Raw genomic sequence first — 14,410 nt, forward strand, 5'->3', positions numbered from 1 at the left:
AGCAATATGCCGAAACCAAAAACTCCGTTTAGATCGAACGCCCTTGACCGGCCGCAATTTCGATTCACCAACAAAGGCTGGCTACTGGCTGGGTTGTTGCCGCTTATGATGAACGCCGGATGCAGCGGCCAGGACAAACCCACACAATCGGTTGTCCGCCCGGTGAAGGTGTTTCGAATCGAACAAAACGCCGTCGCCGGCGCTAGAAGTTTTGCCGGGGAAGTCAGGGCAAGATTCGAGGCGCCCTTATCCTTCCGGGTGGCCGGTAAACTACTGGAGCGCAAAGTTGACGTTGGCGACCCGGTGCGTAAGGGCCAACTGCTGGCGATACTGGACGGCAACGATTACCGCCTTGCCGTGCAGGCCCTTAAGGCTCAGCTGGCTTCCGCGCAGGCCGACAGCAATTTCCTGCGCGACGACTTGACGAGATACCGCGAATTGCTGACCCAGCAAGTCATCAGTCCGCCGGAGTTCGAGCGGCATGAAACCGCTTATACCACGGCACGTGAGCGGACGGCGGCGCTGGAAGCGCAATTGGCCGAGGCGAATAACCAGCTGAGCTATACCGAATTGCATGCCGACCGCGACGGCGTGGTTACGGCCTTGGCTGTCGAGGCCGGACAGGTGCTGGCGGCCGGTCAGGCCGTGGTGACGCTGGCCCAGCTCGACGAAAGGGAAATCCACTTCGATGTGCCAGAACATCGTCTGACGGAGATTAAGAGCCAACAAGCCGTTGCTGTGTCGTTGTGGTCCGGCGATGATCGGCGGCTCAAGGCCAGAATCCGCGAAATCGCCTCGGCCGCCGAGCCGGCCAGCCGCACCTATCGCGTCAAGGCCACTTTGCTGGAAGGCCTGGACGCCGCGCAATTGGGCATGACGGCGACGGTGCATATCGATGCGAAAACCGCTTCCGGCATCGCCATCCCGCTTTCCGCCGTCTATACCCCGCAAAACCAGCCCGATCATCCCTTGGTATGGCTGATCGACGAGCAGGCGGCTACCGTCAAATCCGTGCCGGTTAAGCTGGACGAAACGTTGCCCGGCGAACGCATTGCCGTAGACGGACTCGCCGCCGACCAATTGCTGGTCAGCGCCGGCGTCCAGCGTCTGGCCGAAGGCCAGGCTGTGCGCTTGCCGGAAGAAAATGCATTGGCTAAGCATGGTGCAAAAGAGGGACAACTATGAAAGCGTTCAACCTCAGCGAGTGGGTGCTTAACCACCGTTCCTTCACCGGCTTCATGCTGGCATTGGTGGTGCTCGGTGGGGTGTTCGCCTATCACATGCTGGGCCAGCAAGAAGATCCGCCGTTCACCTTCCGGATCATGGTGGTCAAAACCCTCTATCCCGGCGCCACCGCGCTGGAAGTGGAACAGCAGTTGACGGACCGGTTGGAAAAGAAAATCCAGGAGTTGCCTAATCTGGATTATCTGCGCAGCTATTCCAAACCCGGCGAATCGGTAATTTTCGTGACCCCGCGCGAAGATACGCCGGCCAAGGACATCCCGGAACTTTGGTATCAGGTGCGCAAAAAGGTCGACGACATCCGCATGACGCTGCCGCCCGGCAGCATAGGGCCGTTTTTCAACGACGAATTCGGCGATACCTACAGCCTGATTTACGCCTTCTCCGGCGAAGGTTTTAATTATGCCGACCTGAAATTAGCGGCCGATTCGGTCCGCCAACAGCTATTGCGGGTCAAGGATGTCGAGAAAGTCGATCTGATCGGCGTGCAGGACGAAAAGATTTTCGTCGAATTTTCCGACAAGAAACTGGCCGAACTGGGACTGGATACGGCGGCGGTTGCCGGGGCTTTACAGGCGCAGAACGGTATGGCGCCGGCCGGCACCGTGTTTTCCGCGCAACGCAATCTGCCGATACGCCTGACCGGCTCGTTTGACTCGGAAGACAGCGTCGCCAATATGGCGGTACGCATCGCTAATCGCACCTTCAAGGTCAAGGATTTTGCCCAGGTGACGCGCGGCTATGTCGATCCCGCCGAATTCAAGATGCGCTTCAACGGCAAACCGGCCCTCGGCCTCGGCGTGACGATGAACAAGAAAGGCAACGTGATCGCCCTGGGAAAAAACCTGGAGGATACGCTGGCCGGCATCAAAAACGAGTTGCCGTTGGGTATGGACGTGGAGCCGGTCGCCAATCAAGCGCATGTGGTGAAAAACCAGATGGCGGAATTCGGCCAAACCTTCTTCGAAGCCCTGGCGACCGTGTTGGTGGTCAGTTTCTTGAGCCTGGGCTGGCGCACCGGGTCCGTGGTGGCGTTGACCGTGCCGCTGGTGTTGGCCGCCACCTTGCTGGTGATGCTGTTGTGCGGCATCGATTTGCAACGGATTTCCTTGGGGGCTTTGATTTTGGCGCTGGGCCTGTTGGTGGACGATGCAATGATTGCCGTTGAGATGATGGCGCGCAAGCTGGAAGAAGGCTGGGATCGGATGCGCGCCGCGACCTATGCGTACACGGCCACGGCCTTTCCGATGCTGACTGGCACCTTGATCACCATCGCCGGTTTCCTGCCGGTGGGTCTGGCGCAATCCTCGGCCGGCGAATACACCGTGGCGATTTTTCAGGTGGTTGGCATATCCTTGATACTGTCCTGGATAGGCGCGGTGGTGTTCACCCCGTATTTAGGGTTTTTGATCCTTAAGGTGCATGCCAACGCCGATGGCCCGATCCACGATTTGTTCGATACGCCGTTCTACAACCGCTTGCGCCGCTGGGTGGATGCATGCGTGGCGCACCGGAAGAAGGTGATTATCGCCACGCTGGGCTTGTTCGGTCTCGGCGTCGTGGCTTTAACCCACGTTCCCGAACAGTTCTTCCCGCTGTCCAACCGGCCGGAAGTCATCGTCAATCTTTGGCTGCCGGAGGGTAGTGCCTTCGAGCAAACCGAAGCCGCCGCCAAGCGCATGGAAGCGCTGTTAGCTAAGGACGAGGATGTGGAACACGTCGCCAGCTATGTCGGTAGCGGCACGCCGAGGTTTTTCATGCTGATCGTGCAGCAATTGGCGAATACCAATCTGGCCGAATTGGTGGTGATGACCAAGGATAACCAGGCGCGTGAACGGGTGATGCAGCGCGTCCGGCAGATACTTGAAACCGACTTTCCGAATGTCAGGGGCCGGGTGAAGCGGCTCAATGTCGGGCCGCCGATGGATTATCCGTTGGCGTTCAGGGTGCTGGGCGAAAACCCCAACATCGTGCGCGGCATTGCCGAGCGGGTGGCCGAGGTCGTGCGCAACCATCCCGGCACCGTGGACGTCAACGACGACTGGCATGACCGCATGCCGTCGTTCCGTCTGATGTTGGATCAGGACAAGGCGCGCGCCCTCGGCGTTTCGACGGCCAGTTTGTCGCAAGCCTTGCAGGCGCATTACGCCGGCATCCCGGTCGGGCAGTTGCGCGAACAGGATAAATTGATCGACATCGTCTGGCGGGCCAGTCCCGAATTGCGAACAGCCGCCGACGAATTGCCGGATGTCGCGGTGCGCACCGCCAACGGCAAGGCGGTAGCGCTGTCGCAGTTCGTCAAGTTCGAGACCGTGTTCGAAGACGGCGTGCGCTGGCGGCGCAATCGCTTCCCGACTATCTCGGTGCGCGCCGACGTGGCCGACGGCAAGATGGCCCCGGACGTGGCGGCGGAAATCGTCCCGAAACTTAAACCGATACAGGACAGCCTGCCGGCGGGTTATTTCATCGAAACCGGCGGTTCTAAGGAAGACGCGGTGAACGCGCAAAAGTCTATCCTGATCTGGATTCCGCTGGTGCTGATCGTCACGCTGATTTTATTGATGATGCAGCTGCAGAATCTGTCCAGGACGTTCATGGTGTTCAGCACCGCCCCGCTGGGCGTGATCGGCGCCGCCTTCGCCTTGCTGTTGTTTGGAGCGCCGTTCGGCTTCGTGGCGCTGCTCGGCATCCTGGCGCTGGCCGGCATGATCATGCGCAACTCGGTGATTCTGGTGGATCAGATCGATCAGGATGAAAAATCAGGACTCGACACCTGGTCGGCCATCGTCGAATCGACGGTGCGGCGCTTCCGGCCGATCATGCTGACTGCGGCGGCGGCCATCCTGGCGATGATCCCGCTGTCGCGCAACGATTTCTTCGGCCCGCAGGCCATCGCCATCATGGGCGGATTGACGGTGGCGACCGTGTTGACGGTGTTCTTCCTGCCGGCGCTGTATGCGGCTTGGTTTAGGGTGGAGCGTGCCGATGCAAAAACTCCCTCTCTCACCGGGATAGGGTAAAACTAAATGTAGGTTGGGCTGAATGCAATGAAGCCCAACGGTTTGATTTTGTTGGGCTTCGCGTTGCTCAGCCCAACCTACATTGCAACAGTCGTAGGGTACGCACCGCGTACCTTTTTAAAGCCTCTACAAATGTTAAAGCCCAGAAGGTACGCGGTGCGTACCCTACGCGGAGCCCACGGAGTTTTACGATGAATAACCGATATTTAATACCGCTAACCCTACTGTCCCTGGCTAGTCTAATCGCCTGCACGCCAACCCGCGTCGGCGACCAGGTGGCGCTCAATAGCCCGGCAACCTGGCAACATGCGCCCAATACTCAAACCACCGAAACGGTGGACCTTAAGACTTGGTGGCAAGGGTTCAACGATCCCTTGCTGAACGAGTTGATAGACAAAGCCTTGGCTGCCAACCACGATCTGAAAATCGCCACCGCTCGGGTCCGCGAAGCCAGCGCGATGGTCACCGTCGCCGAAGCGGCTCTTTATCCCAGCCTGGATTTCTCGATCTCCGGCGGCCGGGAAAAACGCATCGACCGCATCGTTGGCGTACCGGACGGGCAAGGCATGAAATTGATTACGCCGACCGCCGATGCCGTCAGCGGCGGATTGGCGGCGCGCTGGGAAATCGACGTGTTTGGCGGCCGGCATCTGGAAGCGGAAGCCGCTGCCGCGCAAGCCCAAGGCAGCCGGGAAGGCTTGCATGCGGCGCAAGTCGGTCTGTTGGCCCAGGTGGCGACCAATTATCTGGAACTGCGCGGCGTGCAGCAACGCATCGGCATTCTGCAAGAAAACATAGCCTTGCAACGCGAACGGCTGAGGACATTGCAGGCGTTTGTTAAAGCCGGACTGGCTAACGAGGCCGATCTGGCTCGTCAGCAAACGCTGTTGCAGGGCACCGAAGCGACGCTGCCGCAACTGACTAACGCCGAGCAAAACCTGATCCATCGCTTGGGCGTATTGCTGGGCGAGCCGCCGGAAAACCTGGGAGCGCGGCTGGCCGTCGCAGGCCCGTTGCCGAAGCAAGCGCCGGTCATGCCCAATTTGCTTCCGGCTGAACTACTCGCGCAACGTCCCGATTTGCGCCTGGCGCAAACCGAAGTCAGCGCGGCGGCGGCCAGTCTGGGTTCGGCGCGGGCCGATCTTTATCCCAAGATAGTTTTGTCGGTCAGCGGCGGTCTCGGCGCGCTGGCGGTCGGCGGTTTTCCGAGTCTGGCCGATAGCGTTTATGCGCTGGGTTCCGGCATTTCCGCGCCTATCTTCAACGCCGGCCGCATCCGCGCCCAGATTACCGCCGCCGATGGGCGGCTGGAGCAAGTTGCGGCTAATTATGAGAAGACTTTTTTGCTGGCATTGGAAGACGTGGAAAACGCCTTCGTCGCCCACCGTTCCGCTACCGATAGCTTTAGCCGTTTAACCGAAGCGGAAGCCTCGGCGGAAAAAGCCTACCGGCTGGTCGATACCTTGTATAGTCGCGGCGCAGGGAATTATTTGGCTGTTCTGGATGCCCAACGCGGTAAGCTGGCTGTCAGCGACGAACGCGCCAAAGCCGAAACGGCCGTCAGTGTGGCGATGGTATCGTTGTACCGGGCGTTCGGCGGCGGCTGGACGGCTAATTCGACGAACAGCGCTGTCGATACAGCCTTTATGCCTTGATCGGCGCAGCATACAGGACTGCACTGAAAGTACTTGGAAAAGCAATCAAAACCATCGCCGGGTTCCGCATTCATCAAGTATTTGGCGTTTTTTTATGCACCCAAGCCAATCGCGACGATCACCGCATGTTTTAATCGTTTGTTTTCGCTTAAAGATTCGGGGCACGGTAGCTATCGCAGAAGCACTAAATTAGAACGTAGAACGCAAAGAATCCGAATGTTACGAATTCGCTGAATCCTCAAACTGGACGGTTTTAGATGTGCATTTTTGGACGATAGCGGCTCGCTTTCGGCGAAAGCCAACGTAACTGCACCCAGCCGCGAGGCAATGTATGTCTCGAATGGAACTCGACCGCGCTGCTTGGTGGACGGCCAGGGGAATCGCGGTTTGTACGGCATCGAGGCGAATGGTTGTTTTCCCTCTCCGGCCTGCGCGGTTTTTCTTGGTAAGCTATGCAGCCATTTCAACCAACGCGTGCCAACGGAGATAAAGATGACTACGATTTTTCGCCTTACCGCTGTCTGTTTGTTAAGCCTGAGCGCCGATATCGCTTACGCCTACGGCAGCAGCCAAAGTTCGAGCCACTGCGATAAGCCGACGTTTTCCGAGTTTCAACCGGCTGCCAACAAATATTTGCAGTCGTTTCAGGAGTTTTCGCTGTCGGCGTCCGCCAACACGACGCCGACGTCCATTGTTGTGCATGTCGGTGCCGGCGATATCAAATACGAATATACGGCCAAGGAGTTATACATTAGCCAGCACAAGAGCGGACGCTACGAGGTGCGCGGCAAGATAGAGCGGCCGATCGAGCACGGTTTTGTCCGGGTCAGCGTCACGGCCCACAGTAAGCCGGGCTGCGAGAAAACCGACGGCTATCTGGTCAGGATTCAATAAGTCGCCAGCCGGCCGGTTCTCAGGGCTTGGCCTGCAACTGCTTCAGTGCCGCCGCCACTTTTTGCGCATCCAGCGCCGGGTCGACGTCGTCGTCGATACGGCGCACCTTCAACTCCGGATCGATGATGAAGGTCCAGCGTTTGGCCATGGTTAACACCGGCATTTTCGCGCCGTAAGCCTCGGTGACCTTGGCGTCGGGGTCGGACAGCAGCGTGAAGCTGAGTTTATGTTCGCGGTGGAAGTTGGCCAGTTCGGTCACGCTATCGGTACTCAGGCCGTAAACCTCGGCGCCCTGCTGGCGGATGGCTTGTATCGCATCGCGGAAGGCGCAAGCTTGGGCGGTGCATCCCGGCGTTCCGGCTTTAGGATAAAAATACAATACGGTCCAGCCGTTGCCGCGGCGCGCATTCAAATCGAAATCGTCGCCACTCTGGGTTTTGGCTTGAAACGCCGGGGCGGAATCGCCAACCTGCAATTGCTCGGCAGCAGCCGATGGTAGCCGGCATAACAGCAGCAGAAGCGGGATCAACACGGTAATGGGGGTTTTCATCTGATCGTCCTCGGAAGTCTGGTGGAGCTGGGGTTGGCGTCGGCCATTGTCGATCAATCAATGCGGTTACGGTAGCATTTGTTGGCCGGCGCCCAAAAAAGTTGTGCCTCGTGGCTAAAAATCGGGAGCGGAGACGCGGCGGCGTAGCCGGCAGTGTGGAATAATCGCCTCGTTCGCAGCACAAATCCCGCCGGCGGCGTTGGGTTCGCCCAGTGCCGTAGGGATTACCACTAAGGAATAAGCCCATGATTTGGCAGCGCCGTCATTCCCGCCTATCGAATAGCCTCTGGCTCAGCGCGTTGGCCTTGCTGTTGCTTGCCGGTTCGGTTTTCTATTGCATCGGCAACGAAAACCGGATCGGCCGTGACTACCGGCTTGGGTTGGACGCATACCGTCTGGTCGACGAGTTGGATAAGGCATCCGGCGAAGCTTGGCGTATGGCGCTCGGCTACATCGTCAGCGGCGATCCGGAGTACCGGCGCCGATACCGGGAAGTGGCGGAATTGCGCGGCGGCGACCGGCCGGATGCCTGGCAAGACGCCGGGTTTACCGTCGAAGAACTGGCGAAACTGGCCGAAGCCAAAGCCAAAGCCGGCGAACTGGCGGCCATCGAGCTCGCTGCGATGCAACTGGCCGAAACCGCCGACCCGGCGGATGCCGCCAACCGCTTCCGGGCGGCGTCTATGCTGGATAACCCGGCTTACCGTCGGGCCAATGCGGAATGGATTCGCAGCATCGGCGAGGCGCGCGGCATGGTGCAGATGCGCAGCGAGCGCTCGGCTCGACAACAGGCCGAAATGGCTTGGCTGCTGCGGATTAGTATCGCCGTCGCCGGTCTGCTGCTGGTGCTGGGGTTGAGGTGGGTCTACCGCACCGTCTACGCCATCCTCGGTGCATCGCCGGAACAAGTGCACCAGCAAATCGCCGAATTGGGCCGCGGCGATTTTAGCCAGCCCGTAGCGGTGCCCGCCAACTTGCACAATAGCGTGATGGGATGGTTGTCGGAAACCCAGCGCCAATTGGCCAGGATCGACGCCGACCGCAGAAGCGCCGAAGCGAAAACCCTGCGCCTGACCCAGCTTTACGCCGCGTTGAGCCAATGCAACCAGGCGATTGTCCGTTGCAATTCCGAAGCCGAGTTGTTTCCGCAAATCTGCCGCGATGCCGTCATGTTCGGCGGCATGAAAATGGCTTGGGTCGGCATGCTCGACCCCAGCGGGCAAACGGTGGTGCCGGTGGCGAGTTACGGTAGCGGCGTCGAATATCTGGCCGGCATCGCGATCGGTGTCGATGCCAAGCACGGTAACGGTTGCGGCCCGACCGGGACCGCGCTGCGGGAGGATAAGGCCTACTGGTGCCAGGATTATCTGCACGATCCGACCACGGCGGCTTGGCACGAGCGCGGCGCCCAATTCGGCTGGCGGGCGTCGGCGGCATTGCCGTTGCACAAAAACGGCGTGCCGGTCGGAACGCTGAATTTATACGCCGATAGCGTAAACGCTTTCGATTTTGCCGCCCGCAACTTGCTGCTGGAAATGGCGATGGACATCGACCACGCCTTGAAGGGTTTCGAACGCGAGGCCGAGCGCCGGCACGCCCTGCAAATGGAAATCTTGCGCACCTTCATGCTGGAGCGGCTAAATAGCGGCGGTTCGTTGCGGGAATTACTGGACGAGGTGGTACGCAAGCTGGAAAGCGCCATGCCGGATTGTATTTGTTCGGTATTGCTGCTGGACGAAGGCGGGCGACATTTGCGCGTTGCCGCGGCACCCGGGTTGCCCGATTTTTACAACCGGGCGATCGACGGCGCCGAGATCGGGCCGGGAGTCGGTTCTTGCGGCAATAGCGCATTCACCGGGCAACGTACCGTCGTCGCCGACATCGCCCGGCATCCGTACTGGGCGAATTATAAAACCCTGGCCGAGCAAGCCGGACTCGGCGCTTGCTGGTCCGAGCCGATCTTGGGTGCCGCCAAAAAGGTGCTGGGCACCTTCGCCATTTACCAGCGCTATCCGGCGTCCCCGGACAATTTCGCCTTACGCCTGCTGGATATGGTTGCCCATTTCGTGGCGTTGGCTATCGAACGCAAGCAGGCCGAGGAACACATTTACCAGTTGGCGAATTACGATCCGTTGACCGGACTGCCCAACCGCGGCCAGCTTAATAACCATTTGAAGTATGCGTTGGGTCTGGCCAGGCGCACCAATGGCCAACTGGCACTGATGTTTCTGGATATCGACCACTTCAAGGACGTTAACGATACCTTGGGGCACAGCATCGGCGATGCCTTGCTGGTCGAATTGGCCAATCGGTTGCGCGCCGCACTGCGGGCTGAGGATATCGTCACCCGGCTGGGCGGCGACGAGTTCATCGTCTTGTTGCCCGGAGCCAACGCCAACGCTGCCGCCTATATTGCCCAAAAATTGCTGGACGCGATTTCCGCACCGTTCCGCATCGAGCACTACGATTTGAACATGAGCGCATCGATCGGCATCGCGCTGTATCCGAACGACGGCGAGGATCTGGAAACCTTATCGAAAAGCGCCGATACCGCAATGTACCGGGTGAAGCTGGAAGGCCGCCACGGTTGCCGCTTCTTCACGCCGGAAATGCACGCCAATTCGGCGCGCAATCTGCAGTTGGTCAACGGCCTGCGCCATGCGCTGGAGCGCGGCGAATTGGAGTTGCACTACCAGCCGCAATTGTCGCTGAAAACCGGCAAGGTGACCGGTGCCGAAGCCTTGTTGCGTTGGCGGCATCCGGAGTTGGGCCAGGTGTCGCCGGCCGAATTCATTCCGGTGGCCGAGGACAGCGGTTTGATCCTGCCGATCGGCGAATGGGTGATCAGAACCGCCGTGCGCCAAGCCAGGCAGATTATGGCGGACGGGCTGGGGCCGCTGGTCATGGCCGTGAATTTGTCGGCGGTGCAATTCAGCCAACCGACATTGCCGGATTTGGTGGGCAGCATTCTGGACCAGGAAGGGTTACCGCCGGAATATCTGGAACTGGAATTGACCGAACGGGTGGCGATGAACCAACCGCATGCCGCGATTGCGGCGATGGATAATCTGCACCGGCGCGGTATCCGGATGTCTATCGACGATTTCGGCACCGGCTATTCGTCGTTGAGCTACCTGAAGAAATTCAAAGTCTACAAACTGAAAATCGACCAGTCCTTCGTGCGCGACATCAATACCGACGCCGAAGACAAGGCAATCGTCAGCGCAGTGATCAGCCTGGCCGACAGCCTGGGCTTGGCAACCATCGCCGAGGGCGTCGAAACGTCGGAGCAGAAAGCCTTCTTGCAACAGCAAGGTTGCGACGAAATGCAGGGCTATCTGTTCAGCCGGCCGTTGACCGCCAGCCAATTGCTGGAGTTTTTGCGCTAAGCTTGTCGCCATGGGCCGCTGTGTTGCGGCCGCTGCGCTGCGGAGCTTACCGATGAACGATTCCCGATCCATTTTCGAACGCTGGCCGCAGCCGCTGCCGGTTCCGCCGTTGGCGGTACTGTTGGGCATCGGCGGTCTGATTGCCGCCAGTACCTGCTTCTATACCATCCCAGCCGAATCCGAAGGCATCGTGTTACGCTTCGGCGAATTTACCGACAAGGTGCCGTCCGGCTTGCACGCCAAACTGCCGTTCGGGGTCGACGAGGTGATCGAAGTGCCGACCCAGCGCCAACAAAAGCTGGAGTTCGGCTTTGCCTCGCCCGGTTTTACCAATCCGGATCAGGCCGGCCAGGAACCGGAGCTGGAACGGGCCATGGTGACCGGCGATTTGAACTCGGCCTTGGTGGAATGGATCGTGCAATACCGGATTACCGATCCGGAGAAGTACCTGTTCGATGTGCGCGATCCCGGCCTGACCTTGCGCGACATTTCCGAAGCGGCGATGCGGGAAGTGGTCGGCGACCGTACCGTCGACGAAATCATCACGATCGGCCGCCAGGAAATCGAGGAAACCGTGTTGGCGCGGGTGCGCGAATTGGCCGAGCGCTACCGCTTGGGCGTGACGATCAACCAAGTGCAACTAAAAAACGTCAACCCGCCGGAACCGGTACAGCCGTCGTTCAATGAAGTCAATCGGGCGCAGCAGGACCGGGAGAACGTGATCAACCTGGCTAACGGCGAATACAACAAAGCCGTGCCGAAAGCGCGCGGCGAGGCGGACCAAAGAATACGCGCCGCCGACGGCTACCGCTTCAAACGCATCAACGAAGCCGAAGGCGACGTCACGGCTTTTAACCAGGTGCTGGAACAATACCTGAAAGCGCCGGAAGTCACCCGCACCCGGATTTATCTGGAGACGATGGCCGCAGTGATACCGCAAGCCAAACAGCAAATCATCGTCGACGATTCGGTGCAACAGATTCTGCCGCTGCTGGCGCCGCCCAGTCCACAAGTTGTCGAGGTGGCAAAATGAACGGTTTCGGCAAGCCGATAGGCGTCATCGCCATAATGCTATTTTTGTTGCTCACTTGCAGCTACACCGTCAACCAGACCGAGCAAGTCATCATTACCCAATTCGGCCGGCCGATAGGGTTGCCGATTACCGATCCCGGCCTGCATTTCAAGTTGCCGTTCGTGCAACAGGTCAACAGTTTCGATAAACGTTACCTGGCTTGGGACGGGCCGATGGTGGAGATGTCGACCAAAGATAAAACTTATGTCCAGGTCGATACTTTCGCCCGCTGGCGCATCACCGATCCGATGCGCTATTACCTGCGCTTGCGCGACGAACGCAGCGCCCAGTCGCGGCTGGAAGACATTTTGGGCAGCGAAACCCGCACCGCGATTGCCCGCCACGAGTTGATCGAGGTAGTGCGTAACGACAAGCAGCGGAAACCGTTGCAGGACGAGAGCTTGGCCGGTCTGGCCGGCGAGGAGGCCGGAATCGGCGTGTTGCGGCCGATTCGGGCCGGGCGGGCCGCCATCGAAAACGACGTCTATGCGGCAGCGGCGCCGAAACTGGCCGAGTTCGGCGTCGAACTGTTGGATGTCCGCTTCAAGCGCATCAATTACAACCGGCAGGTGCTGGAACGGATACACCAGCGCATGATTAGCGAACGCCTGCAAATCGCGCAACGCTTCCGGTCCGAGGGCGAAGGCGAAGCCGCGCGCATCCACGGCAACAAGGAGCGCGATATCAACGAGATCGAATCCGCGGCGTACAAGCGGGTGCAGGAAATTCAAGGCGAGGCCGATGCCAAGGCCGCCGAAATTTACGCCAAAGCTTACGCGCAGAAGCCGGAAGCGGCCGAGTTCTATAAATTCCTGAAAAGCATGGAGACTTACCGGAGCGTGATCGGCAGCGAGGCCAGTTTGGTGCTATCGACCGACAGCGAGTTATTCGGCTGGTTGAAACGGGCGGAAACCAAAGGCCGTTGACGGCGCTAACGGCCGCCGGCCGCGGTTAAGTTGGAATTAAGCTGCCGCTCGCATCATGCATCCCGACACGATCATTTTGCGAAAAGGAGCTTTGATATGTGGAATAAAACCCTAATTGCCGTTTTGAGTTTGGCGTTTTCGTCGGCTGCATTGGCCGACCATGACGACTGGGGCCACCATGGGGGCCATCACCGCCACCATCACCACCATGGGCATTACCCGGAATACCGGGAGCGGGTGATTTATTACCAACCCGCCCCGCCGCCGGTGGTGGAGTACGTGCCGGCACCGGCCTATTACGCGCCGGCCCCGCAGCCGCGTTATTACCAATACGACCAGCGCAACCCGCAAGGTTTGGTGGGCGGCATGGTCGGTAGTGCGATGGGCTACCACTTCGGCGGCGGCGATCCGCTGGCGGCCGGCATCGGCGCCGCGGCCGGTGCGCTGTTAGGTAACGGCATGTACTGATCCGGCTGCCGAGTCCGCTCGGCCGTCAGCGACCGTGGCCTTAATAAGTAAGCAGTTGGAAAAAGCTTTTCGGCGCGCCGCAGATCGGACATTGCCAGTCGTCCGGGATGTCTTCCCAGCGCGTGCCGGGGGCGATGCCGCTATCCGGATCGCCTTTAGCTTCGTCGTAAATGTGTTCGCATTCGCGGCAATGGTATTTTTTGTAATCGGCCATAGGTTGTTCTCTCCCGGTCAACGTGTTAAATCCCGCAACAAGCGGTCGAAGGCCGCCGCCATCAGCGGCAGAATGCTGAGTAAACGGTGGTCCGCGTCCAGCATGTGCAAGCGGGCGCGATGCTCGCGGCAAAAGCGCCAGGCGTTTTCGGGCGGCACCACGTCGTCTTGCCAGCCGTGAAATACCTCGATGTTTTCGGTACCGGGGGCGAAGCGGTCGCGGGCATAACCGGGCAGGTAAAAAGCCGGCGCGATCAAAAACAGGCCTTGCGGCTTGATCGTTTCGGCAGCAACGGTCGCCACGTAAGCGCCCATGCTCGAGCCGGCCAGCACGATCCGCTCGTAACCGCGCAAATCCAGCGCTAGCAGTTGTTCGACCCGCCAATCCGGATCGTTGCTGGCCTGATAATCCGGACTGATGAACTCGAAACCGCGGCCTTTGGCTACTTCGGCCAAGGCCAACGCTTTTTCGCCCCACGGAATACTGTCCTTGCCGTGATTGTATACCACCAGGTTCGTCACCATTTCCCCCTTCATTTTCGAAAAAACAGATTAGCCAGCACGGTGATCAGCACACTGGCCACGATCATCGACGTGATCGGAATAAACACAAAGCTGCTTTTGCTCTGAATGCGGATGTCGCCGGGCAATTTGCCGAACCAACTGACCAGCCACGGCGCGTAGTTAAGCACCAAGCCCACGGCCAGAAGCAGAGCGCCTATGCTTATCAAGGCTTTGCCGGGTTCCATGCTAGCTCCTCTTTATAAAACGCAGCGGCCTATTCTATGCCGTCCGGGCTTGTCGTGCAGCGCCAAGCGCGGGTTTAGTTGTTCCAGGAAAAGCTAAAATAACGAGTTGTGCGGAATGCGCTCGAACCCAACCGGGAATTCGCCACCGTGCGGAGGGTTCGCGGTGGGGCAAATCGGTTGAGGACAATCTTGGATGTTAGTTTGATCGGCTAAAACCGACCCATAAGCGACA

The 14,410-nt window shown here is 59.2% G+C and carries 12 protein-coding genes; 8 read left to right on the plus strand and 4 right to left on the minus strand.

The annotated features are described in order from the left end of the window. Window positions 1-6: 6 nt before the first annotated feature. The 4 genes from MKFW12EY_RS06200 to MKFW12EY_RS06215 all read left to right on the plus strand — a co-directional run bounded on the left by MKFW12EY_RS06200 (window position 7) and on the right by MKFW12EY_RS06215 (window position 6,811). Window positions 7-1,185 (plus strand): efflux RND transporter periplasmic adaptor subunit, encoded by a 1,179-nt coding sequence (locus tag MKFW12EY_RS06200; protein ID WP_245006448.1) that lies wholly within the window; start codon window positions 7-9, stop codon window positions 1,183-1,185. After that, window positions 1,182-4,262, plus strand: coding sequence for an efflux RND transporter permease subunit (locus MKFW12EY_RS06205; protein WP_221054192.1), 3,081 nt, complete (start codon window positions 1,182-1,184; stop codon window positions 4,260-4,262). Before MKFW12EY_RS06200 ends, MKFW12EY_RS06205 begins: the two co-directional genes overlap by 4 nt. 191 nt (window positions 4,263-4,453) lie before the next feature. After that, entirely contained in the window at window positions 4,454-5,917 is a 1,464-nt protein-coding gene (locus MKFW12EY_RS06210) for an efflux transporter outer membrane subunit (protein ID WP_221054193.1), read from the plus strand. A 492-nt stretch (window positions 5,918-6,409) separates the two neighbouring features. Beyond that, entirely contained in the window at window positions 6,410-6,811 is a 402-nt protein-coding gene (locus MKFW12EY_RS06215) for a hypothetical protein (RefSeq protein ID WP_054761457.1), read from the plus strand. A gap of 19 nt (window positions 6,812-6,830) precedes the next feature. Here MKFW12EY_RS06215 and MKFW12EY_RS06220 read toward each other — a convergent pair whose 3' ends face one another. Next, on the minus strand, window positions 6,831-7,361 hold the full coding sequence (locus tag MKFW12EY_RS06220; RefSeq protein WP_082409803.1) for a peroxiredoxin: 531 nt from the start codon (window positions 7,359-7,361) through the stop codon (window positions 6,831-6,833). A 245-nt stretch (window positions 7,362-7,606) separates the two neighbouring features. Between MKFW12EY_RS06220 and MKFW12EY_RS06225 the strand changes: the two genes are divergently transcribed. The 4 genes from MKFW12EY_RS06225 (at window position 7,607) to MKFW12EY_RS06240 (ending at window position 13,216) form a co-directional block, all read left to right on the plus strand. After that, entirely contained in the window at window positions 7,607-10,750 is a 3,144-nt protein-coding gene (locus MKFW12EY_RS06225) for a sensor domain-containing phosphodiesterase (RefSeq protein WP_221054194.1), read from the plus strand. Window positions 10,751-10,802: 52 nt separating this feature from the next. Continuing rightward, a complete protein-coding gene (hflK, locus tag MKFW12EY_RS06230) occupies window positions 10,803-11,783 on the plus strand; it encodes an FtsH protease activity modulator HflK (RefSeq protein ID WP_054761462.1) in 981 nt (326 codons plus the stop codon). After that, on the plus strand, window positions 11,780-12,748 hold the full coding sequence (gene hflC, locus MKFW12EY_RS06235) for a protease modulator HflC (protein ID WP_221054195.1): 969 nt from the start codon (window positions 11,780-11,782) through the stop codon (window positions 12,746-12,748). The genes hflK and hflC overlap by 4 nt, the downstream gene beginning before the upstream one ends. A gap of 96 nt (window positions 12,749-12,844) precedes the next feature. Further along, on the plus strand, window positions 12,845-13,216 hold the full coding sequence (locus tag MKFW12EY_RS06240) for a hypothetical protein (RefSeq protein WP_064022379.1): 372 nt from the start codon (window positions 12,845-12,847) through the stop codon (window positions 13,214-13,216). A gap of 40 nt (window positions 13,217-13,256) precedes the next feature. On the opposite strand, the gene MKFW12EY_RS06245 is transcribed toward MKFW12EY_RS06240, so the two are convergent. Genes MKFW12EY_RS06245 through MKFW12EY_RS06255 form a run of 3 tightly spaced genes read right to left on the minus strand, consistent with a single transcriptional unit; the run spans window position 13,257 to window position 14,178 of the window. Beyond that, a complete protein-coding gene (locus MKFW12EY_RS06245; RefSeq protein WP_054763429.1) occupies window positions 13,257-13,430 on the minus strand; it encodes a rubredoxin in 174 nt (57 codons plus the stop codon). 17 nt (window positions 13,431-13,447) lie between these two features. Next, entirely contained in the window at window positions 13,448-13,954 is a 507-nt protein-coding gene (locus tag MKFW12EY_RS06250) for an alpha/beta hydrolase (protein ID WP_054763432.1), read from the minus strand. A gap of 8 nt (window positions 13,955-13,962) precedes the next feature. Further along, a complete protein-coding gene (locus MKFW12EY_RS06255; protein WP_054763430.1) occupies window positions 13,963-14,178 on the minus strand; it encodes a DUF2905 domain-containing protein in 216 nt (71 codons plus the stop codon). Between the last annotated feature and the right edge of the window lie 232 nt (window positions 14,179-14,410).

Origin of the sequence: Methylomonas koyamae (genome assembly GCF_019669905.1) — a bacterium.
GTDB lineage: Bacteria > Pseudomonadota > Gammaproteobacteria > Methylococcales > Methylomonadaceae > Methylomonas > Methylomonas koyamae.

Excerpts from the sequence above, each read along its gene's own strand:
- MKFW12EY_RS06245 (WP_054763429.1), bottom strand. The coding sequence starts at position 13,430 with ATGGCCGATTACAAAAAATACCATTGCCGCGAATGCGAACACATTTAC.
- hflC (WP_221054195.1), top strand. The coding sequence starts at position 11,780 with ATGAACGGTTTCGGCAAGCCGATAGGCGTCATCGCCATAATGCTATTT.
- MKFW12EY_RS06255 (WP_054763430.1), bottom strand. The coding sequence starts at position 14,178 with ATGGAACCCGGCAAAGCCTTGATAAGCATAGGCGCTCTGCTTCTGGCC.
- MKFW12EY_RS06215 (WP_054761457.1), top strand. The coding sequence starts at position 6,410 with ATGACTACGATTTTTCGCCTTACCGCTGTCTGTTTGTTAAGCCTGAGC.
- MKFW12EY_RS06200 (WP_245006448.1), top strand. The coding sequence starts at position 7 with ATGCCGAAACCAAAAACTCCGTTTAGATCGAACGCCCTTGACCGGCCG.
- MKFW12EY_RS06205 (WP_221054192.1), top strand. The coding sequence starts at position 1,182 with ATGAAAGCGTTCAACCTCAGCGAGTGGGTGCTTAACCACCGTTCCTTC.
- MKFW12EY_RS06210 (WP_221054193.1), top strand. The coding sequence starts at position 4,454 with ATGAATAACCGATATTTAATACCGCTAACCCTACTGTCCCTGGCTAGT.
- MKFW12EY_RS06250 (WP_054763432.1), bottom strand. The coding sequence starts at position 13,954 with ATGGTGACGAACCTGGTGGTATACAATCACGGCAAGGACAGTATTCCG.
- hflK (WP_054761462.1), top strand. The coding sequence starts at position 10,803 with ATGAACGATTCCCGATCCATTTTCGAACGCTGGCCGCAGCCGCTGCCG.
- MKFW12EY_RS06220 (WP_082409803.1), bottom strand. The coding sequence starts at position 7,361 with ATGAAAACCCCCATTACCGTGTTGATCCCGCTTCTGCTGCTGTTATGC.
- MKFW12EY_RS06240 (WP_064022379.1), top strand. The coding sequence starts at position 12,845 with ATGTGGAATAAAACCCTAATTGCCGTTTTGAGTTTGGCGTTTTCGTCG.
- MKFW12EY_RS06225 (WP_221054194.1), top strand. The coding sequence starts at position 7,607 with ATGATTTGGCAGCGCCGTCATTCCCGCCTATCGAATAGCCTCTGGCTC.